This window comes from Marinomonas flavescens, assembly GCF_004352835.1.
Lineage (GTDB): Bacteria > Pseudomonadota > Gammaproteobacteria > Pseudomonadales > Marinomonadaceae > Marinomonas > Marinomonas flavescens.
Map to the genome: position 1 here is coordinate 68920 of NZ_SJSB01000007.1, position 22490 is coordinate 91409.

General features: G+C 41.6%; 18 protein-coding genes. 3 read left to right on the forward strand and 15 right to left on the reverse strand.

Translation table 11 applies throughout. The annotated features are described in order from the left end of the window. Window positions 1–113 precede the first annotated feature (113 nt). From tsaB to cysM, 7 genes are all read right to left on the reverse strand, one after another. Complete coding sequence (gene tsaB, locus E0D70_RS08980; protein WP_133011942.1) at window positions 114–821, reverse strand: tRNA (adenosine(37)-N6)-threonylcarbamoyltransferase complex dimerization subunit type 1 TsaB; 708 nt, start codon at window positions 819–821, stop codon at window positions 114–116. A 6-nt stretch (window positions 822–827) separates the two neighbouring features. Then, window positions 828–1484, reverse strand: coding sequence for an adenylate kinase (gene adk / locus E0D70_RS08985; protein WP_133011943.1), 657 nt, complete (start codon window positions 1482–1484; stop codon window positions 828–830). 225 nt (window positions 1485–1709) lie between these two features. After that, the gene (gene ppc, locus E0D70_RS08990) at window positions 1710–4340 is read right to left on the reverse strand and encodes a phosphoenolpyruvate carboxylase (RefSeq protein WP_133011944.1); all 2631 of its coding nucleotides are present in this window, start codon (window positions 4338–4340) and stop codon (window positions 1710–1712) included. Between the two features lie 62 nt (window positions 4341–4402). Next, window positions 4403–5209 (reverse strand): nucleoside triphosphate pyrophosphohydrolase, encoded by an 807-nt coding sequence (gene mazG / locus E0D70_RS08995; protein ID WP_133011945.1) that lies wholly within the window; start codon window positions 5207–5209, stop codon window positions 4403–4405. Next, window positions 5206–7455 (reverse strand): GTP diphosphokinase, encoded by a 2250-nt coding sequence (gene relA, locus E0D70_RS09000; protein ID WP_133011946.1) that lies wholly within the window; start codon window positions 7453–7455, stop codon window positions 5206–5208. Before relA ends, mazG begins: the two co-directional genes overlap by 4 nt. A 16-nt stretch (window positions 7456–7471) precedes the next feature. Continuing rightward, entirely contained in the window at window positions 7472–8788 is a 1317-nt protein-coding gene (gene rlmD / locus E0D70_RS09005) for a 23S rRNA (uracil(1939)-C(5))-methyltransferase RlmD (protein WP_133011947.1), read from the reverse strand. Between the two features lie 102 nt (window positions 8789–8890). Continuing rightward, the gene (gene cysM, locus E0D70_RS09010; protein WP_133011948.1) at window positions 8891–9787 is read right to left on the reverse strand and encodes a cysteine synthase CysM; all 897 of its coding nucleotides are present in this window, start codon (window positions 9785–9787) and stop codon (window positions 8891–8893) included. A 134-nt stretch (window positions 9788–9921) separates the two neighbouring features. Between cysM and E0D70_RS09015 the strand changes: the two genes are divergently transcribed. Further along, window positions 9922–10146 carry a hypothetical protein gene (locus tag E0D70_RS09015; protein WP_133011949.1) on the forward strand — a complete coding sequence of 75 codons (225 nt, stop codon included), beginning with the start codon at window positions 9922–9924 and terminating at the stop codon, window positions 10144–10146. A 24-nt stretch (window positions 10147–10170) separates the two neighbouring features. Then, on the forward strand, window positions 10171–12969 hold the full coding sequence (locus tag E0D70_RS09020) for a response regulator (RefSeq protein WP_133011950.1): 2799 nt from the start codon (window positions 10171–10173) through the stop codon (window positions 12967–12969). Here the strand turns inward: E0D70_RS09020 and acpS are convergent. From acpS to glgC, 8 genes are all read right to left on the reverse strand, one after another. Beyond that, window positions 12947–13333: a holo-ACP synthase gene (gene acpS / locus E0D70_RS09025; RefSeq protein ID WP_133011951.1), complete on the reverse strand. Its 387-nt coding sequence runs from the start codon at window positions 13331–13333 to the stop codon at window positions 12947–12949. The genes E0D70_RS09020 and acpS overlap by 23 nt on opposite strands. Window positions 13334–13395: 62 nt before the next feature. After that, entirely contained in the window at window positions 13396–14136 is a 741-nt protein-coding gene (gene recO, locus E0D70_RS09030) for a DNA repair protein RecO (protein WP_133011952.1), read from the reverse strand. A gap of 27 nt (window positions 14137–14163) precedes the next feature. Further along, window positions 14164–15066: a GTPase Era gene (gene era, locus E0D70_RS09035; protein ID WP_133011953.1), complete on the reverse strand. Its 903-nt coding sequence runs from the start codon at window positions 15064–15066 to the stop codon at window positions 14164–14166. After that, window positions 15066–15743 carry a ribonuclease III gene (gene rnc / locus E0D70_RS09040; protein ID WP_133011954.1) on the reverse strand — a complete coding sequence of 226 codons (678 nt, stop codon included), beginning with the start codon at window positions 15741–15743 and terminating at the stop codon, window positions 15066–15068. Before rnc ends, era begins: the two co-directional genes overlap by 1 nt. Window positions 15744–15759: 16 nt before the next feature. Further along, window positions 15760–16584 carry a signal peptidase I gene (gene lepB / locus E0D70_RS09045; protein WP_133011955.1) on the reverse strand — a complete coding sequence of 275 codons (825 nt, stop codon included), beginning with the start codon at window positions 16582–16584 and terminating at the stop codon, window positions 15760–15762. A 53-nt stretch (window positions 16585–16637) separates the two neighbouring features. After that, window positions 16638–18443 (reverse strand): translation elongation factor 4, encoded by a 1806-nt coding sequence (gene lepA, locus E0D70_RS09050; protein WP_133011956.1) that lies wholly within the window; start codon window positions 18441–18443, stop codon window positions 16638–16640. A 289-nt stretch (window positions 18444–18732) separates the two neighbouring features. Continuing rightward, on the reverse strand, window positions 18733–19365 hold the full coding sequence (locus E0D70_RS09055; protein ID WP_133011957.1) for a riboflavin synthase subunit alpha: 633 nt from the start codon (window positions 19363–19365) through the stop codon (window positions 18733–18735). A 324-nt stretch (window positions 19366–19689) separates the two neighbouring features. Then, window positions 19690–20946, reverse strand: a complete 1257-nt coding sequence (gene glgC, locus E0D70_RS09060) for a glucose-1-phosphate adenylyltransferase (RefSeq protein WP_133011958.1) — start codon at window positions 20944–20946, stop codon at window positions 19690–19692. A gap of 89 nt (window positions 20947–21035) precedes the next feature. On the opposite strand from glgC, the gene glgA reads away from it, so the two are divergent. After that, entirely contained in the window at window positions 21036–22469 is a 1434-nt protein-coding gene (glgA, locus tag E0D70_RS09065; protein ID WP_240537052.1) for a glycogen synthase GlgA, read from the forward strand. Window positions 22470–22490: the final 21 nt, after the last annotated feature.

The following is a 22490-nucleotide window of genomic DNA, read 5'->3' on the forward strand; positions in this document are numbered from 1 at the left end:
AGCAACAAAGAGAGTACAGAAAAACACAATAAGAAGAGACAATCAAAGACGAGTGATAAAGGTTAAAAGAGACATTTTTCAATGATCAAAGTGACTCTTTTTACCCACAACAACTATCTTTTTCCGACTTTAGGCGCCTGTTTCTCCCAGGTAATTTCATCTCTCAAATATGTTGGCATTGCCTCATATGAGGAGACTGTTTTCCCTTGAGAGAATAACTCTAGCGACAATTCCGCGATACAAGCCGCTCGCGGGGCCATATCGACAAACACATGTTCAGGCTTTTTCGGCAGCAAATTAGACAAGATATCTTCATACAGCCAACCAGAGCCAACGCCTTGATACTCTTCTTCAAACTCGACAAGTGCATCCGGTTTAACCACACGCTCATCAAAAAGACTCTTTACAAGATAATGGCCTTCTACCTTATTGACATAATATCCCGCAACGTAAATTTCGCCCATTCGCGCATCAAGTGCTGACAACCAATAGTTATGCCCTGTTTTTTGGAAACCTTCTAGTGCCTGAGCAGCTAAGGTAGAAACAGGAACCACAGGGAGGTCTGCGCCATACGCTAACCCCTGAACCACTCCCGCACTAATACGAAGACCCGTAAACGAGCCTGGGCCTCGACCAAAGGCAATCGCATCAAGATCGGACAATGCTAATCCCGCCTGCTGAAGCACTTGCTCCACCATAGGCAAGATCAAATCATTATGTTGTCGCGGTGCCATGCGAAAATCCTCAAGCACCACTCCATCAATATTTAACGCGACAGAACAGGCAGGAGTTGAAGTATCTAAAGCTAATATTGCGGTCATTAATAATTAAGCCTTCAAGGAAGCCAGTAAACTTTGTTTGATCTCGTTCAAATCACCTACACCGTTTACCTTAATAAATTTAGGTGCAGTAGCGCTGTCGGCTTTTAGCCATTCTTGGTAGTAGCCAATTAGTGGCGCAGTCTGTTCGTGATAAACACCAAGACGCTTACGTACGGTTTCTTCCACATCATCGACGCGTTGCACTAATTCTTCACCAGTCACATCATCTTTTCCTTCCACTTTAGGCGGATTATAAACAAGATGATAAGTACGCCCAGAAGCTTCATGAACACGACGACCACTCATACGCTTAACAATTTCTTCATCCGCAACATCGATTTCAACAACATAATCAATGCTCACACCAGCATCTTTAAGTGCGTCAGCCTGAGGAAGTGTACGAGGAAAGCCATCAAACAAAGCACCTTTAACACAGTCTTCCTGCGTCAGACGCTCTTTGACTAAACCGATAATAATATCATCAGAAACTAATTGTCCCGCATCCATTACCGCTTTCGCTTTCAAGCCCATTTCGCTACCCGCTTTCACAGCAGCTCGAAGCATATCACCGGTAGAAATTTGTGGAATACCAAATTCTTCTGTAATAAATTGCGCTTGAGTACCCTTGCCTGCGCCGGGCGCACCTAATAATATTACTCGCATAAAAAGTCTCCAAAAGTCAGTCTATAAACTGAAAAACAAGTCCATCTGCCGTACTTAAAACACACGCAAAAAAGGCGCGGAAACACAGCGTAGAAACAGATAGCCTGCAAAGTAAAAAATAAATGGTCGCCAAGCATACCCAAGCAACCCTTTAAGATGCAAATTTACTGTCTTATTTTCGCTATTTCCGCACCTATATTGAGCATATTTTAACCGTTATTCGATTTAGCCCGTATTTTGCATACCACTTGCAATACCTGCCATGGTAATCATAAGGGCCTTATTGACCTCGTGATTCTCTGTGTTTTTTCTACTACGATACAATAATTCAGCCTGTAAATAATGCAGCGGATCTATGTATGGATTACGTACATCAATCGATTGGCGAATTGTTTTATTATCTTCAATTAGGCGATTTTGCTGCTTGAGCTCTTTGACTAAACGACTCACTTGAGCCAGTTTATTACGCAACAATCGACCTAAGCCCCGTAACTCTTCACCCACCAGACGCTTTTCATAATACTCTGAAATTTCCGGCTCAGCCTTAGCCAGAACCATATCAAGCATATCGAGATAAGCACCAAAAAATGGCCATTTTTTATGCATTTCCCTAAGCTTTTCTAGATTACCAGATTCGATGGCTTGCTCTAGTGCCGTTTCCGCACCCAACCAAGCTGGTAGCATCAATCGAATCTGCATCCAAGCAAAGATCCAAGGAATCGCTCTTAAGCTTTCTACGCCACCGTCAGAACGTCTACGCGCTGGTCTGGACCCCAATGGTAACTTGGCCAGCTCCTGTTCTGGTGTCGTCGCTCTAAAGTAAGGAACAAAGTCTTCATGACCAAGGACAATAGAACGATATTGATTCATGCCGACTTCCGACATTTCATCCATGATAGCTCGCCATTCTTCTTTTGGCTCTGCCGCAGGCATTAACGTCGCTTCCATTACTGCTGAACAATACAGCTCGAGAGAGCGTACTGCGATGTCAGGAATACCAAATTTAAAGCGAATCATTTCGCCCTGCTCAGTCACACGAATAGAGCCGTTAACGGAACCCGGTGGCTGAGACAGAATAGCAACATGAGCCGGGCCGCCGCCACGACCTACAGTACCGCCACGACCATGAAATAATGTCAGGTGGACGCCATGTTTCTGACACAAACGAGTTAATGCTTCTTGCGCTCTGTATTGACCCCACGTCGCCGCAATTTGGCCTGCGTCTTTTGCTGAATCCGAATAGCCAATCATGACTTCTTGGCGTCCATCAATATAAGACTTATACCAAGGAAGAGAGAATAACTGTTCAATAATGGGCTCTGCATTATCAAGATCCGCTAACGTTTCAAAAAGCGGAACAATACGCATAGGAAAAGCAACACCAGACTCTTTAAGCAGCAAGGCTACCGCAAGAACATCAGATGGCGCACTTGCCATAGAAATAACATAAGAACCAAAAGAACTCTTATCGCCTTTAGCAATCATTAAAAAGGTATCTAGTACTTCTTTCACTTCCTCTGAAGGCGACCAACTTGATGGTAAAAGCGGACGTTTAGAGTTTAACTCTGTCAGTAAGAAAGCTTGACGTGATGCTTCATCCCATTCGGAATAATCCCCTACGCCATAAAAACGTGTAATCGCAGATAAGGCATCTATATGACGAGAGGCATCTTGTCGAACATCTAAGCGCACCAATGTCATGCCAAACGTTGCAGTACGTCGAATTAAATCCAACAAAGAACCATTCGCGATCACTTTCATACCGCAGTCAATCAAAGACTGATAGCACAGCACAAGATCATCATATAGCTCTTTACTGTTTAACATGACCCCCTCATCAGAAGGAGTTTTACCATCTAACTGCGCTTTCGCCCAATTTTTGGTGGCCATGATTTTATTTTCTAAATTGCGCAATATGTCACGGTAAGGTTGAGCACTTTCTCCCACTCGTTCACGTAACTCTGGGCTGCACTGTGTCATAGAAAATTCTGAACGTAACACGTTCAAATCTTTAATATAAAGATCTGCAGCCATCCATCGAGCCAATAAAGTCACTTCTTTTGTGACTTTATGAGTAACATTTGGATTACCATCTCTGTCTCCACCCATCCAAGTCGCGAAGCGAATAGGAGATAGATCTAGAGGTAAATGTACCCCTTTTGAATATTGTCCAAATTGATCGTCCAATTGTCTAAAAAAGCGAGGTACCGCTTCCCACAAAGACTGTTCAATAACAGCAAAGCCCCATTTTGCCTCATCTACAGGCGTTGGGCGCTCTTCACGAATTTCGTCTGTATGCCACGCTTGGGTAATGATTTCTTGAAGGCGGCGAACATGTTTTGTTTCTTCAAGAGGAAGTATATTGTCTTTATCAAGAGACTCTAATTCGGTTGAAATATTGTCGTACTTACGAATCAATGAACGACGCACGACTTCGGTTGGATGCGCTGTTAAAACCAACTCGATAGATTGATCTTTCAGCGCGGCTAACATTTTATCTGCGGTAACGTTTTTTGCAGATAGGCGAGAAAGCAGATCACCAACCGGGTTTTGATAAACCCCCAAACTCTCATTAGTACGACGTCGGTGTACTCTATGATATTGCTCGGCAATATTGGATAGATTAAGAAACTGATTAAAAGCACGAGCAACCGGAACGATATCTTTATCATCCAGCGCTTCAAGTGCTGCTATCAAGGCTGTCGAATCCCCAGTTTGACGACCCTCTTTTGACAACAACCTAATATTTTCAACTGTCGCTAAGAAATCATCACCTAAATGATTACTCATGGCCTCCCCAAGACAGTCGCCTAATAGCCGGACATTTTCACGCAATGATGCCTGATTATCGCTCACTTAAACCTCTCCTTAACCCCTAAAAAACGTCTATAATTATTATGTTTTAGTAACCGAGATTGCTATAACCCTTCGCGCTTTGCTTGTACCCAATATTGATCCAGTTCCTCTAAGGAACAGTGTGATATTTCTTTGTTTTGCTCTGACAGCAACGCTTCAATACGAGCAAACCGACGGCGGAATTTAACATTTGTTCGATTAAGCGCAATATCTGGCGATACCTTGACATGACGAGCCAAATTACTCATAGCAAACAAGATGTCACCCATCTCCGCCTCTATATGATCTTGATCCATCTCTTTCATTGCGGATTCTAATTCGTCTAATTCTTCACGAATCTTATCGAAAACCGGCGCTGTATTATCCCAATCAAAACCCACTTTCGCCGCTTTTTTCTGCAATTTATCCGCTTGCATCATAGCAGGCATAGAAACAGGCACATCATCCAGTAAGCTTTGTTGCTTTTGATGTGCTTTTTCCTGTGCTTTGATTTTTTGCCACTGACCCGCTAACTCCTGCTCAGTAAAAGGAGAAGATTGCCCAAAGCTTGTTAAACAACCATCTGGAAAGACGTGCGGGTGTCTGCGCAACATTTTTTCAACAATCCCGCTAACAATATCATCAAAGTCAAAACGCCCTTCTTCTCGCTCTATTTGCGCATAAAAAACAATTTGAAAAAGTAGATCTCCAAGCTCTTCTTTTAAGTGCTCGTGATCGCCTCGTTCAATAGCATCGAGCACCTCATAAGTTTCTTCTAAGGTATAGGGCGCTATGGTGTTCACCGTTTGCCGTTGATCCCAAGGGCAACCTTTCTGACTATCCCTAAGGCAAGCCATCAAGGTCAGCAGTTGATCGATTGGCGGCTTCAAAAGTCTTTTTCTCTAAATACGTTTAACACATTTGGCAATTGATCTATACGATGCAATAACTTACTCAACACGCCCAACTCACCTACCTCAATCGTAAATCGAATGACCGCAGTATGGCTGTCTTGTGTAGATAAAGTATTCATCGACAATAAATTAACCTTCTCATTGGCTAATAAGCTGGTAATGTCATTAAGCAAGCCTGTCCGGTCATAAGCTTCCACCTGAATATTAACAGGATAAAGATTATCCAGCTCTTCTCCCCAGCTCACTTCCACCATACGTTCAGGCTCATCTAAGCTCATTTGGACAACATTGATACAGTCTTCCTTATGAATCGAGACTCCACGCCCTTGAGTGATGTAACCAACAATACTGTCGCCGGGAATAGGTGAGCAACATTTCGCCATTTGCGTCAGAAGTTTGCCTACTCCGAGTATATGAATATCATTATCTGATGATTTATGACGACTCTTTTTAAGACGAATAGGGCGAAGCGTTGGCGCTTTTCCATCTAGCCCATATAAATCATCAATTGCGTGAAGCACACGAGATAACTGAATATCTCCTGCGCCCAAAGCAACATAAACCTCATCCGTGGTAGAGAAATTAAACTTCGCCGAGAGCTTTAATAAATCAACTTTATTTTCTTCAATGCCTAATTTTTTAAATTGCTTATCTAGAAGGCTCTTACCGGCATCTAAATTTTTCTCACGATCTTCTTTTCGAAACCAATTTTGAATTTTTGCACGGGCTCGGTTTGTTTGCACATAACCAAAAGTAGGATGTAGCCAATCACGGCTGGGTCTTCCTTCGTTCGAAGTAAGAATCTCGACCTTATCTCCCGTTTTTAAATGGGTTACAAGAGAGATGATTTTTCCGTTCACTTTAGCGCCGCGACAACGGTGGCCTATTTCGGTATGAACACGGTAAGCAAAATCGATCGGTGTCGCATTGACAGGCAGATCGACCACATGACCATCTGGTGTAAACACATAAATACGATCTTGTTCAATGTCGCTACGGACTTGCTCTGATAGCGACTCCAGATCACCTTGAACCTCATGGAAGTCCAAAATAGTTCTCAGCCACTGTAGTTTTTCTTCATAACTAGTACTGTTTGAACTCAGATCTGTGCCTTTATATTTCCAGTGAGCACATACCCCCAACTCAGCATCCTCATGCATTTTGTGAGTACGAATCTGTATTTCAAGCGCCCTACCTTGAGGTCCAATCACGGCCGTATGTAAAGACTGATAACCATTGGTTTTAGGGTTACTAATATAGTCGTCAAATTCTTGAGGAATCGGTCGCCATAGGTTATGAACGACCCCAAGAACACCATAACATTCCATGGTTTCATCAACCAAAATACGCACAGCACGAACGTCGTAAACCTCATCAAAACCAATATTTTTGCGCTTCATTTTGCGCCAAATACTGTAGATGTGCTTGGCTCGGCCCATTAGATCTGCGTGAATATTAATATTCTCAAGACGCGCCCTGAGAATATTAATCACGTCTTCAATATACTGCTGACGATCTAAACGTTTTTCATCCAACCAAGTGGCAATGCGCTTGTAATCAGAAGGGTAAAGGTAACGGAAAGAAAGGTCCTCTAGCTCCCATTTAATGTGACCAATGCCTAGGCGATGAGCAAGCGGGGCATAAACACTTTGCACTTCTAGGGCAACAGCAACGCGCCTCGCTTCATCTTGGTGCTTAGCTTCCTTAATGGCACAGGCGCGCTCAGCAAGCTTAATCAAGACAACTCGCACATCATCTATGATAGAAACTAACATTTTTCGCAGCGATTCTAATTGATTTTCACTGCTGCCTAAGACTTCTGTGGCGGTGTCAGCGGTGAGGTTTTTTGACACCTCACCCATGCGAATAACCCCTTCGATCAACGAAGCGACTTTGCGACCAAACATATCGACAACACGAGAAAGTGGCAACTGATCTTCGCGCACGACACGATATAATGCTGCAGCTAAAAGAGAGTCTTGATCTGCTCGAAAACCTGATAATATCTCAACCATCTCAAGGCCGGCGCGGAAAGTACTCGCTTGCGGCCCCCAATAAGAATGTCGAGGGGATTGGAGTTCTGCCTGTCGAGCAAGTTCACAAGCCATGCGCAAAGGAATTTTGGCGCTTTCATCTACTTTATCAGCAAACTGCTCCATCCAACGGTTAATATCAACTGTACCATCTTCTAAAATAGGATGGTCTTTTCTGACTGTTACCATTTACTTGCCCTTCAATTTACTTCTTTTTTTGCAGCAACATCATTGTCTCTACATGAGACGTTTGAGGAAACATCTCCATCAAACTAACTCGCAATACTTTATATCCTTTCGCAACCAAATACTCAGCATCCCGCGCTAAAGTAGAAGCACTGCAAGAAACATACAATATTTGCATTGGTTTGATCTTAACTATGCTATCTAGGAACTCTAGAGCCCCCGCACGAGGTGGATCAAGTAGTACTTTTGTGACATCTATTTTTGACAAATTCACCGAATCTGACTGGGTTAAATCTGCGGCTAAGAATGTAATATTGTCTAATTGATTTAGCTGAGCATTTTTCCGGCCAGCTTCAACCATATTTTCTTGTACTTCAATCCCTACAACCTGCTTAGCTCGCTTTGCTAACGGCAAAGAGAAATTACCAACACCACAGAACAAATCTAAGACAACATCATTGTCATTAGGCTCTAGCCATGCCATCGCTTGAGCAACCATTTTCTGATTCATCATCTCGTTGACTTGAATAAAATCTTGAGGATGATAATTAAAGGTTAATCCATCCAATTCATAGTGTCGTAATGCGCCACCTTCAACCGCGGCTTTAGATTCACCTGGTTGCTGCCAATAAAGCGCAATATCTTGTTCGCCAGCCCATACTTGCCAATGCGCCTTCAGGTCATCTGAAATCACGTCAGTTAAACGAAACACCACAGATGCGCCTTTGGCGTCTTCTAACAACTCGATATGCCCTAGCTGATGGACTAATGAGCTGCCTGCCAGAGAAACTTTTAACTCTGCGTAAACCATCTGGAGCTTTTCAGTGAGAACAATACATTGATCAATTTGAATAATATTCTTAGAAGCCTTCCCTCTGAATCCCATCTGAAAGCTCTCTTTATGAGACTGAATGGAAATTCTTGCACGACGACGATATTTCGTAGGAGCATCGGCTAAATATTCAATATTCACCTTTGACGCTACATTACGTAATTGCCCTTCTAGCCAATTTTTTTTAGCTTCAAATTGTTGTGGCTCAGCAAGATGCTGAAAGCTACATCCGCCACATTTAGAAAAGTGGACACATTCGGGAGTTACTCGATAAGGGCTAGGCTGAGTAATTTGAACTAAATTAGCCTCATCGAATCGGCGTCCCTCTTTAAAAACCTGCGCTTCTACTATTTCACCAGGCAAAGCACCGTCGATGAATGTTACTTTTCCAGCAAGGCGAGCAACGCCTTTTGCTTCATTGGTTAAAGCATCCACCTGATATGATTGAACAGGTCCTAGGGAATGCGTCTTAGGCGAGCGGCGTGACGGTGTTCTTCTTCTCAATGGAGACTCTCTACTTAGAATGGGATTCAATAAATATTGCTATTCTAGCGCATCTATTTATCGATCCCTACTATTTATCACCCCATATCAAAGACAACAAATTTACGCGGGATTAAACACACCAGTTGAAAGGTAGCGATCACCTCGATCACAAACAATCGCCACAATTACCGCATTATTGACTGTTTTTGACAACTCTAGCGCGGCAAAAACCGAGCCACCCGAAGACACACCACAAAAAATACCTTCTTGTGTCGCCAAACGGCGCATTGTTGTTTCTGCATCGTCTTGACCCACATCCATCACAGTATCGACACGCGTTTCATCGAAAATAGCAGGGAGATATTCTTTCGGCCAACGGCGTATACCAGGAATACTTGAGCCTTCTTGTGGCTGTAAACCAACAATCTCAATCTCTGGATTTTGCTCTTTTAAATAATGCGACACGCCCATGATAGTACCTGTGGTCCCCATTGAGCTCACAAAGTGCGTCACTGTGCCTTGAGTTTGTTGCCAAATTTCAGGTCCAGTGCTCACATAATGCGCATTAGGATTGTCTTGGTTGCCAAATTGATTAAGTACCTTCCCAAGACCTTGAGCCTGCATTTCCATAGCCAGATCACGAGCACGCTCTATGCCCTCTTCTTTGGTTACTAAATGCAGTTCTGCACCATAAGCCGTCATTGCTGACTTACGCTCTTGGCTCATGTTATCTGCCATAATAAGGTGCATTTTGTAGCCTTTAATGGCTGCAGTCATCGCCAATGCAATCCCCGTATTGCCACTGGTAGCCTCAATCAGACTATCTCCTGGCTGGATTTCACCGCGCAACTCTGCTTGCACTATCATGTTTAACGCAGGACGATCTTTTACCGAGCCTGCGGGATTCTGCCCTTCTAGCTTCAGCAAAATCGTGTTGCTGGCATTAGGATTGATACGCTGTAAGCGCACTAATGGGGTTTGTCCTATAATGGACTCTATCGTTGGATATTGGCTCATAAAAACTTCATTGACATTAATAACGTAGGAAATCAAACTTAACATTTAGGTATATTTAAAAACACTATAACTAAAGAATAAAATAAGAATTCGTTATAAACTTAGTTGAGAATTCACGTTTTGGAGAAAATGCTATGCGCAGCACCTTATATATAGGCACCTTAGTCTCCCTAATATTCATCGGTGGATGCGATATGTTCGCAAGCCCTGCGGCCGACATACCAGACAATGAGCTAAGAAGTAAATGGCGCGAATGCAAGTACATTAAAAATCCATCCAAAACCAAAGTGTTGGCTTGCGAGAACTACCAACGCGAGTGTGATCGACGTAAAAACAAGGGTAATTTGGCTTGTTACTAAAACAAACCTTAGGTGCGATATAAAGTGAAGCACCTCAGATTTCCAACCAACATCCCACCTAGCCATCGGCTTTTTTGGATGTTGTTTGCCCCTATATTTATCATTTCATTATTATCCTGTGTATTTATATTTGCTTATAGAGTGAATGACTTAAACACACAAATGGATAAAAAAGCCCTTAGCATTACCAACCAGCTCGCCGTTACCAGTGAATACGCCATCATAATTTCAAACAAAAAACTGATGACGCAACTTCTAGAAAATGCGTTAAGTTACGACAACATCCACAATATCACTATTTTCAACAGCGATAAAAAAATCATTTCAGAAATTGGTCCTTCCGCATATATACCAATACCACAGCTTCCCTCCGTTGCTTACATAAAAAAATCAAATGACTTTCTTGCTAATGTACGACCGATTTACCATACCCCACCCCCTATAGACAGTACATTCACGACGCAACCCGATACCTTTAACTCACAAACTCAGCGTCATATTATTGGTTGGATCAAAGTAGAGACAAGTACCTATCAATTAGATATTGCAAAATACCAGCTGTTCTTTTTACTTGTTTTTCTGTTGGCTATTTTTAACGCATTAATCGCATTAATTGCTTGGCGTGTTGCAATATCTTTCACTCAACCAATAGAAAAACTTTCATTGGCACTCAAAAAACTCACAAAAAGCCAGTATCCTTCAGCCAAATCCATCAAGCTACCAACCCACTATTCAGAGATACAAAAAAACGTATTAGAGCTGGCTGAACGACTCGAAAACCACCAAGAAGAACTCACCGCTGGTATCGAACAATCCACTGAAGACATGCGCAGAAATATGGATAGCATGGAAGAAAAAAGCGCTCAGCTATACATTGCAAACAAAGAAGTAATGGAATCCAGTCGACTTAAATCTCAATTTCTCGCGAACATTAGTCATGAAGTCAGAACGCCACTTAATGCCATCTTGGGCTATACAAAAATCCTCCAAAAGAACATCAAAGACAGCCAGAACAAAATCTATGTGGATACCATAGAACAATCCACTAACAATCTATTGGCCATTATTGGTGATATTTTAGATTTCTCAAAAATTGAAGCGGGAAAACTTAGCCTTGATCACAGCCAAGTCAACATTAGGGAGCTAGTCGATGATGTTTATCAAACCCTAAGCGCAAACCTATTAACCTCCGACAAACAGATAGACCTAGTAACAGACTTCTCTCCTGACGTGCCACAAATTATGGTGGGTGATAGCATCCGTATTCGCCAAGTACTCACCAACCTAATTAGCAATGCGCTGAAGTTTACCAATAAAGGATCGATCAATACCAAAGTCATATTATCCAATCAAATCGAGGATCAGATCACCCTATCTTTTCAAGTAATTGATACTGGCATCGGTATTCCTGAGGATAAAATAAGCAAATTATTTAAACCCTTCTCACAAGTTGATACCAGCACAACTCGTAGAGTTGCTGGCACAGGACTAGGGCTTGTAATTACTAAAAAACTAGTAGAGCAAATGGGCGGTAATATCGGCATTAGCAGCACAGCAGATATAGGCTCAACCTTTTACTTTACCTTAAAATTAAAACGCTCAACCAAGCCCCAGCCCATACAAGAAAATCTTGGAAAACACATTCTATTTTTAGAGCCTAGCAGCACTTATCGAAACTATCTAAGTCACTACTTTCATGAAATTGGCGTAGAAAACGCCCCCTGTTCAGGGGTAGAACAAGTCATTTCAAAACTTAATAAACACCATCTCAATGTGGATGCTATTCTCATTAATGTCATTCCAAACGACCAGAGTACCAATGAAGCTCAAGAGTTAGCGTCATATGCCATTAAGCAATTCAACATCCCGTGTATTTTGATGATTCAACCACCTGGACAAATAAACCATTACCCAGCACTTAAAGCATTTGCCAACGAAGTACTGCTCAAACCGATCTGCCATAAGCACTTATTCAATGCTCTTAAAAATATCCAACCACCCAATACGTTAGTTCCGATTGAGCAGATAAGCGATACCTTAGCCATTGAGAAACAAGCGGTAGCGCTCACTAAATTAACGGGATTAAAAATACTTGCGGTAGACGACACGCCCGTTAATTTACAGCTATTAACTCATTGGTTAACGCCTAACGGACTGGATGTTTTCTTAGCTTATAGCGGTAAAAAAGCCATTGAGATGGCACAAGAAGAACAGTTTGACCTCATCCTAATGGACATTCAAATGCCCGAAATGGATGGCTTGGAAACCACACAACATTTACGCGAACTTGAAGCCTATAAAGACATACCGATAGTGGCATTAACCGCTCACGCGCTTGGCTCAGAACAAGATAAAATACTAGCATCTGGCATGAATGCTTACTTAACAAAGCCAGTTGATGAAAATATTCTTCTCAACACCATCGAAACCTGGTGCCTAAAGAAAGAAGGTATTAAAGAGCACCTAGATGCCCAGATTCTCAGCGCATTTGACTTAAAAAAAGCACTTTATATCGTAGATCAAAAAAGCGACATTGCTAAAGAAATGTTTGACATGCTAGCCGACTCGTTAGAAAACGAAAAGAAACTCCTTCGACACCATTTTGAGAACCAAGATATCGAAAAAATGATTCATATCGTACATCGAATCAACGGCGCATCGAAATACACAGGCACTACGGAATTAACGCGCCATGCAGGCTTTTTAGAAACACACCTGAAGGAATTAGGAATGGAAGATACTGACGGCGTTTTAGAAGACTTCTTAGAAAGTATTGATGCGCTACTCAATATTCGCAACCTTATTGCTTGGCCTCAAGAATAACAAACGCTTGAGCATAGGCCTTTTCATCTGTCAGACTTAAATGCCATGAGATTGGCATATTAAAACGAGATTCAATTTTTTCATCAACACTAAGTATTGGTTGACCTGACGGTAGGTTACTAATTTGAAAATGTTGAAAGCTAATGCCATTCCCTATACCTGTCCCTAGAGCTTTCACCGCCGCTTCTTTGGCCGCAAACCGCTTAGCAACAAAAGAATTGCGCTTCTGCTCATTCGTTATTTTCGCCCATTGTTCTTTTTCATTTGATGTAAGAATACGATCAATAAAACGCTCACCCAGCTTGGCAATAGAATCAGAAATTCGGGCCACATCAACTAAATCCGTACCAATACCAATAATCAAAATAGCTCCTCAGAATAAATAATCTTTATCATTTTCAAACAATAACCACTAAAGACGACAAACTAAAATACGCTTCGAAAAATAGGCACTCCGTTCAACCGTTCACCTTGAAATTCTTGCTTAGGAAGTAATCGTCTGGCACTGACAGGCTTACCATTTAACAAGCCATCTAACCAAGAGCGATGCAACGTTTTAGCCAAACTCAACACATGCTTATTGGTCCACGCCCCTGCGTAGTAATCAAGTGCCACTTTCCCTTCGACATACAGCAGAGGTGCCTGTTTAGGCAACTCACCAAAATAAGGCCTTAGACCAAATTTCTGATGAAATTGATACACTTGCTTTGCATCTAGCGGCTCTCCACGACTCGTTGACGCCATGTTTATAGAAACACCTAGCTCTGCAAACAACCCTACTTCGAAGCGCCTTAAGATAGGGGCAATAGCGACACCTGCATGCAAACTACTAATTAGCCATTGATAAAGTTCATAGACCTCAGGAAGCGGTAAATTAAGCGGCAATAAGCGCTCTAAAATCTCATGAATATACAAAGCGGCATAAAGAGGTACTCCATCTAGATAAAAGCCAGCTTGAACAGACTCCATACTTTTAATGGTTTTCAGCTCACCACGGCCCACACACTCAATTTCAAAACACAAAAAAGGCCCAGGTATTACCCGAGCCTCTTTTTTAGGTAAGCGCCACACTCCTCGCAATAATCCTTGCTCAAGTGTTAGCAAATCCACAAGGATTTTGCCATCTTGAAAAGGACGAGTATGAATGACATAGGCACTAACACGCATGCTGTTTAGCCTTTTTTGATAACCAAATTACTCTTCTTGATAGCCTAAACTAGCCAATGCACGTTCATCGTCAGACCAGCCAGAACGCACTTTGATCCAAAGATTCAACATAACTTTATGCTGAAATAAATTCTCCATATCAATACGCGCTTCTTTACCTATCAATTTTATTTTATCACCACGCTCACCAATAATGATGCGCTTTTGGCCATTTCGCTCAACCAAAATCAGCGCGCTTATATGAATAGCCGTCTCTTCATACACAAATTCTTCAATCTGCACAGCCACTTCATAAGGAACTTCTTGGCCCAATTGACGGGTGATTTTTTCACGCACAATTTCAGCGGCTAAAAATCGAGAACTACGGTTAGTAATTTGGTCTTCAGGATAGAACGCGGTGCCTTCAGGAAGATAACTTTCTACTAAACGCTCAAGACGATCTAAATTTTTATTACGTAATGCAGAAATTGGCACTATTTGCGCAAAATTCATTCGCTCTGACAAATTCGCTAAACGCGGCAAGATGTCATCTTTATTTTCAATTTGGTCAACCTTGTTGGCCACTAAAACAACAGGACAACGAGCGTGTTTTACTTTTTGTAAAACCGACTCATCTTCTTCTGTCCAGCGATCAGCGTCCACAACAAATAAAATCACATCCACATCTTTCAAAGCGGCTGATGCGGTTTTATTCATAAAGCGGTTAATCGCTTTTGTTTCACCTATATGTAACCCAGGCGTATCAACATAAATAGCTTGAAGATGCCCTTCTGTTTTTACGCCTAAAATTTGATCACGCGTTGTCTGAGGCTTACGAGAAGTAATCGAAAGCTTTTGTCCTAAAATATGGTTCAACAATGTTGATTTACCAACATTTGGGCGTCCTACTATAGCAACATAGCCACAGTGAGTTATTTCAACATCAGACATTATTTCTTTTCCAATTGTTTAAGGGCTTTAGCCGCCGCATTTTGTTCTGCAATTCGACGACTATTACCTTTGCCTTCGATTGGCTTATCAGATAATTCTATCTGACAATGCACAAAGAAGGTTTGATCATGTGGCTCGCCAACAATTTGCACAACATCATAGATAGGAAGTGCGTGTTTTCTAGCCTGAAGAAACTCTTGTAAACGTGTTTTTGCATCTTTAGTCACAATTTTTAATGACGTAGCATCTAAACGTTCTTTATACCAAGCTAATATGTGTTCACGACAAACATCCATGCCGGCATCCAAATACATACCACCAATGATGCCTTCAACCGCGTCTTCTAAAATAGAGTCTCGACGAAATCCACCGCTTTTCAACTCACCGGCACCCAGTTTAAGGTAATCACCTAACTGAAACTCACGTGCCAATTCAGCTAAGGTATCGCCCTTTACTAAAGACGCCCTAAGTCGGCTTAACTCTCCCTCTTTTGCTTTAGGGAACCGATGGAACAAGTCTTCCGCGATCACATAATTAAGAATAGAATCGCCTAGAAATTCTAGACGTTCATTATTTTTACCCGCAAAACTGCGGTGTGTTAGCGCTAATTCAAGCAGTCCAAGGTCAGCGAAAAAGTAACCTATACGCCGACACAACTTCTGATACAGTGCACTCAAAATTTCTCCAAAATACTTATTCAATCAAACCATTATATTTAAAACTTGGAATACTCAAAAACTTATTCCAATGAAGCCATACATAAAAAGCACGACCTTTTAGATTTGCTTCTGGTACAAAGCCCCATACTCGGCTGTCTGCACTATTATCTCGATTATCACCCATAACAAAATAATGACCTTTCGGCACAATCCAATCACCCTCAAGAGGGTTCGGATAATAATTGTTATAAATTTCGTGCTTTTTACCACCTAAATCTTCATTAAAAACACGAACAGGCTCTTGATTTGGATTTAAAGATGTTGGTAGTTCTGCCAGTAAATCCTTACTAACCTGTTTGCCGTTAATGGTTAAGATTTTATTATGATAGCTCACCACATCACCTGGTAGGCCAACCAAACGCTTAATATAGTTTAGACTAGGATCACGAGGGTATTTAAATACCACTACATCACCACGTTTCGGCTCTGTCGTTTCGATGATTTTTGTATTAAGCACGGGCAAACGAATGCCGTAGTCAAACTTATTCACCAAAATGAAATCGCCAATTTTTAACGTTGGCAGCATAGAGCCAGATGGAATCTGAAACGGCTCAACAACAAAAGAACGCAAAAAGAAGATAACCGCAATAATGACAAAATAGGATTTAACCTCAGCCACATACTTTGGTGTATTCGCCAATAATTGCGCATCATTTTTGTTCAAAGCAGTACGTACTTCTGGTGGCATTTCGGCCAATATTGCCTTACGTTTTGGCAAAAACACAATACGGTCAAACAGCCAAAAGGCGCCAGTTACTAAAAAAGCAATGGTTAATATTAACTCGAAATCAAAACCCATACATCTGTCTCCATAAAAGCGTGCATAACACGCCAAGTCTAATGTCGTGACAATTAGCTATCGATTTGTAATACAGCAAGAAACGCAGACTGTGGCACTTCGACATTACCAACCTGTTTCATGCGTTTTTTACCGTCTTTCTGTTTCTGTAACAATTTTTTCTTACGACTTACATCACCGCCATAACACTTAGCAATTACGTTTTTACGCAATGCTTTGACCGTAGTACGAGAAATAACTTTCGCACCAACAGCCCCTTGTATTGCCACATCAAACATTTGACGAGGAATCAGTTCTTTCATTTTTTCACACAGAGCGCGGCCTTTATATTGGACGTTATCTTTATGCATAATGAGAGCTAATGCATCAACGCGCTCACCATTAATAAGGACATCCAAACGAACCAATGGCGCCGGGCTAAAATGGGAAAAACTATAATCTAGAGAAGCAAAACCACGACTGCAAGATTTCAATTTATCAAAGAAATCCATTACCACTTCATTCATTGGCAATTCATAGCGCAATTGAACTTGCTTACCTACATATAACATGTCTTTTTGAATGCCACGTTTTTCAATACATAAGGTAATCACGTTGCCCAAAAACTCTTGAGGAACAAGAATATTCGCTTCGACAATCGGCTCGCGCATTTCCTTAATAGTACCTGGATCAGGCATTTTGGAAGGACTATCCACATGGAGTACTTCACCATTATTCAATTCAACTTCAAACACCACTGTCGGTGCCGTTGTAATCAAATCTAGATCGTACTCACGCTCTAAACGCTCTTGGATAATTTCCATGTGCAGCATACCGAGGAAGCCACAACGAAACCCAAAACCCAACGCATCGGAGCTTTCAGGTTCAAAAAATAATGATGCATCGTTTAGCGTTAATTTATCCAACGCGACTCGAAAATCCTCATAATCATCAGAACTAACGGGGAACAATCCTGCATAAACTTGCGGTTTTACTTTTTTGAAACCTGCAAGTTGAGGAACATTGGGGGTTGTTGAATGCGTTATCGTGTCACCCACTGGTGCACCATGAATATCTTTAATGCCTGCTACGACATAACCTACTTCACCGGCTTTTAGCACCCCTGTTTCTTTACGCTTAGGAGTAAAAATACCTGCCATATCAACAAGGTGAGCTTGTTTGGTAGATTTAATGAAAATTTTGTCTTTTTTACGCAGAGTCCCTTCTTTAATACGAACAAGGGAAACAACACCGAGGTAATTATCGAACCAAGAGTCAATAATCAACGCTTGAAGAGGCGCGTCAACATCTCCCTCTGGTGGTGGAATAGTGGCGACAAGACGCTCAAGAACGTCATCGATACCAACACCTGTTTTAGCGGAACACGTCACCGCATCAACCGCATCAATGCCAATAATCTCTTCTATTTCTTCACAAACCCGTTCTGGCTCGGCTTGAGGCAAATCAATTTTATTAAGCACAGGCATAACTTCAAGGCCTTGCTCTATCGCGGTATAACAGTTAGCAACCGACTGAGCTTCTACACCTTGTGCCGCATCAACCACCAATAAAGCCCCTTCACACGCGGCTAAAGAGCGTGACACTTCATACGAAAAGTCAACGTGTCCCGGTGTATCGATAAAGTTAAGCTGGTAGGTTTTGCCATCTTTCGCATGATAGTCCAAGGTAACACTCTGAGCCTTGATCGTGATGCCACGTTCACGCTCTATATCCATAGAATCAAGAACTTGAGCTGACATTTCACGTTCACTCAAGCCTTCACAGGTTTGAATAAAGCGATCTGCCAAGGTCGATTTACCATGGTCGATATGGGCGATAATACTAAAATTTCGTATGTGCTTGAGATTATTTGAAGACACTATTTACTCACACTTTAAAAGCGACATTTGGTTGGATAACGGTTCATAATCGACGGTTCCAGCAGTTTTTTTTACTGGTCATAACCAGCTATGCTCGCAACAGGCTCGCTAAAAGCCCATACCGAATGATTTATCAACAGATTCTCAGAATAGAAATTGGCGAGCATTCTACCGAAAATCAACCAACTACTCCATTTATTTAAAAGTATGACTACTTTCTGTTACCGCGATAAAACAACCCATATTAGATAGTCTAACGCGTATATTAAATTCCCCATGAGTTACATGACTAAGGCAACACCACACCACGTTCCTTTAAAATTCGCTCAACCGTATCAACGGTTGCTTGAGTATGTGTATCAACTTCCAAATTCACTTTATCACCCACGGACAGTTGACCAAACGTCGTCAAGCGCAATGTTTCTGGAATCAACGACACTTCGATCCAATCGTCTCCTACATTGCTAATGGTTAAACTAGAGCCATTTAAACCAACATAACCCTTATCAAACAAATAACGTCTTGCATCGACTTCTTGCTGACGATCCGTTGTAAAACGAATGTGAACACTTTCAGCAACCTGCTCTATACGGGATACTGTCACTGACGTCATTATATGGCCTGACATAAGATGACCACCTATTTCATCACCCACTTTTGCAGCACGCTCAAAATTAACAGAATCGCCTGCACCCAATAAGCCAATATTGGTTAATGCCAATGTAGTATCAATAACATCAAACGTCAGTACATCATGAGCCAATGCAGATACCGTGAGACAGACCCCATTGATTGCAACACTGGCACCTAGCTGTTGATTCTGCATAGAGCCAACAGGAAAGAGAATGTTGAGACGTTTATTACGACCTACCGTTTCAGATGACTTAACCGATGCCACACCTTGGACAATGCCAGTAAACATGAAAATTCCTTTATCAAATCTAAAAGTTTTTATACTCAAAATAGCAATAAGTGGATAACTTGTGAGCATATGAAGAAGAAATGAACACCTTAGCTCAAAGTGGCGCCATTACTAGGTTAACGAAAGTTATCACACAGTCACTAATAGGGTTATCCACAGCATGCGGGGATAACCTAGAACTCTTTAGAAAATGCGACCAAAAAACGAATTTTCAAGGTCTAAAGCGCAGGTGATCACTTAATTGTTCTTATTTAACCATTCATTTGACAAAAAAAAGCCGCTTCAAAGGCGGCTTAAATTAAGCTCATCAAGTAAAATGAAACGCTATCCTTTAGATAATGCTTCAATCATATCCTGAGTGACTAAAGTGATTCCGTCAGAATTACGATAAAAACGTGAAGCATCTGCTACCGCATCTTCACCGATAACCGTTCCTTCAGGAATTTGACAGTCGGAATCAACCACGACACGATTGAGGCGACAATGACGGCCGATATCACAACGTGGCAAAATAACCGATTTATTCACATGTGAATAAGAATTTACTCGCACATTATTAAATAGAATAGATTGTTCGACAGTAGAACCTGACACAATACAACCAGCTGATACAACTGAGTTTAACGCCGTACCAATACGCTCTTCATAATTGTAATTAAACTTCGCCGCAGGGCGCTGATATTGGGCTGTACGAATAGGCCAATCTTCATCATAAAGATCCAGCTCAGGGACCAATTTAGTCAAATCCATATTGGATTCCCAATAAGCAGTCAAGGTTCCTACATCACGCCAATAAGGCTTGTTTGGATAGCTTACATTCTGCACAACACTATTTGAAAAATGATGCGCTTTAATCTTGCTATGCCCAACAAAGAGAGGAATAAGATCCTTCCCAAAATCATGGCTTGATGCGGAATCAATTGCATCAGACCTTAAATGCTTGCAAAGAAACTTGGTGCTGAAAATGTAGATCCCCATACTAGCAAGAGAAACGTTTGGATTACCTGGCATGGTGGGCGGTGCCGAAGGCTTCTCTTCAAAAGCAATAATATTGTCCTGTTCATCAATATGCATAATGCCAAATTGATCCGCTTCATGAATAGGCACTTCGATGCAGGCAACAGTGACGTCCGCACCGCTCTCAATATGCTCTTTAAGCATGATGCTATAATCTTGTTTGTAAACATGATCCCCAGCTAACACAAGAACATATTCACTTTCTAAACCGTCGATCATCGTTAAATTTTGATACACCGCATCCGCAGTACCTTGATACCAATTACCGCCTGTTTGTTGCTGAGCCGGCCAAAGTTCAATAAATTCATTAAAATCAGAACGTAAGAAGTTCCAGCCTCGTTGGATATGCTGGTTTAAAGTATGAGAACGATACTGAGTCAAGACAGCAATACGACGCATGCCTGAGTTGATACAATTAGAGAGAGGAAAGTCGACAATTTTATACTTCCCAGCAATGGGGACAGCAGGTTTGGAACGGTTGTCCGTTAACTGCTTCAATCTTGAGCCCCTTCCGCCAGCCAAGATGATTGACAGGGTTTTCATACAAGCGGTATTTAAATCCATAATTTACCCTTATTAGTTATCTGCTAACGCTACACCGAATTATTTTTAGGTATACTATCCTTACCATGCTGAATCAATAAGATAACAAGATGATGAGAATCCTTTTTGCCGCATCCGAAATATACCCGCTAATCAAAACAGGTGGACTTGCTGACGTGGCTGGTGCTTTGCCCGCCGCTCTGAGAGCAAAAGGACATGATGTAAAACTTATCATGCCTGCCTACAAAGGAATATTAGAAAAAGTCGAACCTATTCATAACAGCACCAACTTGGGAGATCCATTTGGTGTTGGCGACTTAATCCTGCTCGAAACACGTACCACAGAAGACGACATTCCTATTTTCTTAGTGCAATGTCAAACACTGTTTGAACGTGATGGTGGACCTTATGTAGACCAAAATGGTGTCGACTACCCCGATAACCATATACGATTTGGGGCTTTTTCTTGGGCTATTGCAATGCTCGCTCAACACGGGAACTTACTAGGCTGGCAAGCCGATGTACTCCACCTTAATGATTGGCAAACTGGCTTTGCAGCAGCCTATCTTGAGAGCTGGAAAATGAATCACATCCCTATTGTCACTACCGTACATAATTTACGTTATAACGGCAGTTTTGATATGAATCAATTTCCTGACATGAGATTGTCAGGAGAATTGCTTGATATTCATGGCATTGAGTTCTATGGCCGCTTTTCTGGATTAAAGGCGGGGTTGGTATATGCAGACTCAATTACGACAGTAAGCCCAACTTACGCCAAAGAAATTCTTACCAGTGAGTATGGTGACGGGCTAGATGGCACACTAAGAGCCATGAGATATAAACTCCACGGCATCTTAAATGGTGTAGATTATGAGTTATGGTCGCCTGAAAAAGATCCATTAATCAAACAAAACTATTCCATCGATTCTATCGAGAAAAAACTTGATAATAAACTCGCACTGCTAAAAGAAAACGGTTTGTCAGAAGATCCGACCAAACTTGTTTTTGGCGTTGTTAGTCGCTTAACCGAACAAAAAGGTTTGGACCTGATTCTAAGTGCCATTCCAAGCATGTTAGAAAAAGGCGTTAGGCTAATTGTATTAGGCTCCGGAGATAAAGCGTTAGAAGAGGCTTATAACGAACTCCAACGTCAATACCCACATCAAGTGGCCATCAGAATCGGGTACGATGAAGCTTACTCCCATCGCTTACAAGCAGGCATTGACTCCCTACTCATTCCATCTCGATTTGAGCCCTGTGGTTTAACTCAACTTTACGCTCTTAAATATGGCACTTTGCCGCTAGTAAGAAGAACAGGTGGCTTAGCAGATACCGTATTTGAGCAAGGCGATTTGCATAATGGTTTTGTTTTTGATCACGCTGACGCGAACTCTCTTTACGAGGCAATGGAGCGCTGCTTAGCTTGCTTTGATGATATTAATGCATGGCAACAGAAACAGAAAAATGCAATGAGTTATGATTTTAGTTGGGAGAAAACCACGGAAGAATGGGCTCAACTGTACCGAAATTTAATACAATAAACAGTGAAGAAATAAAAAATA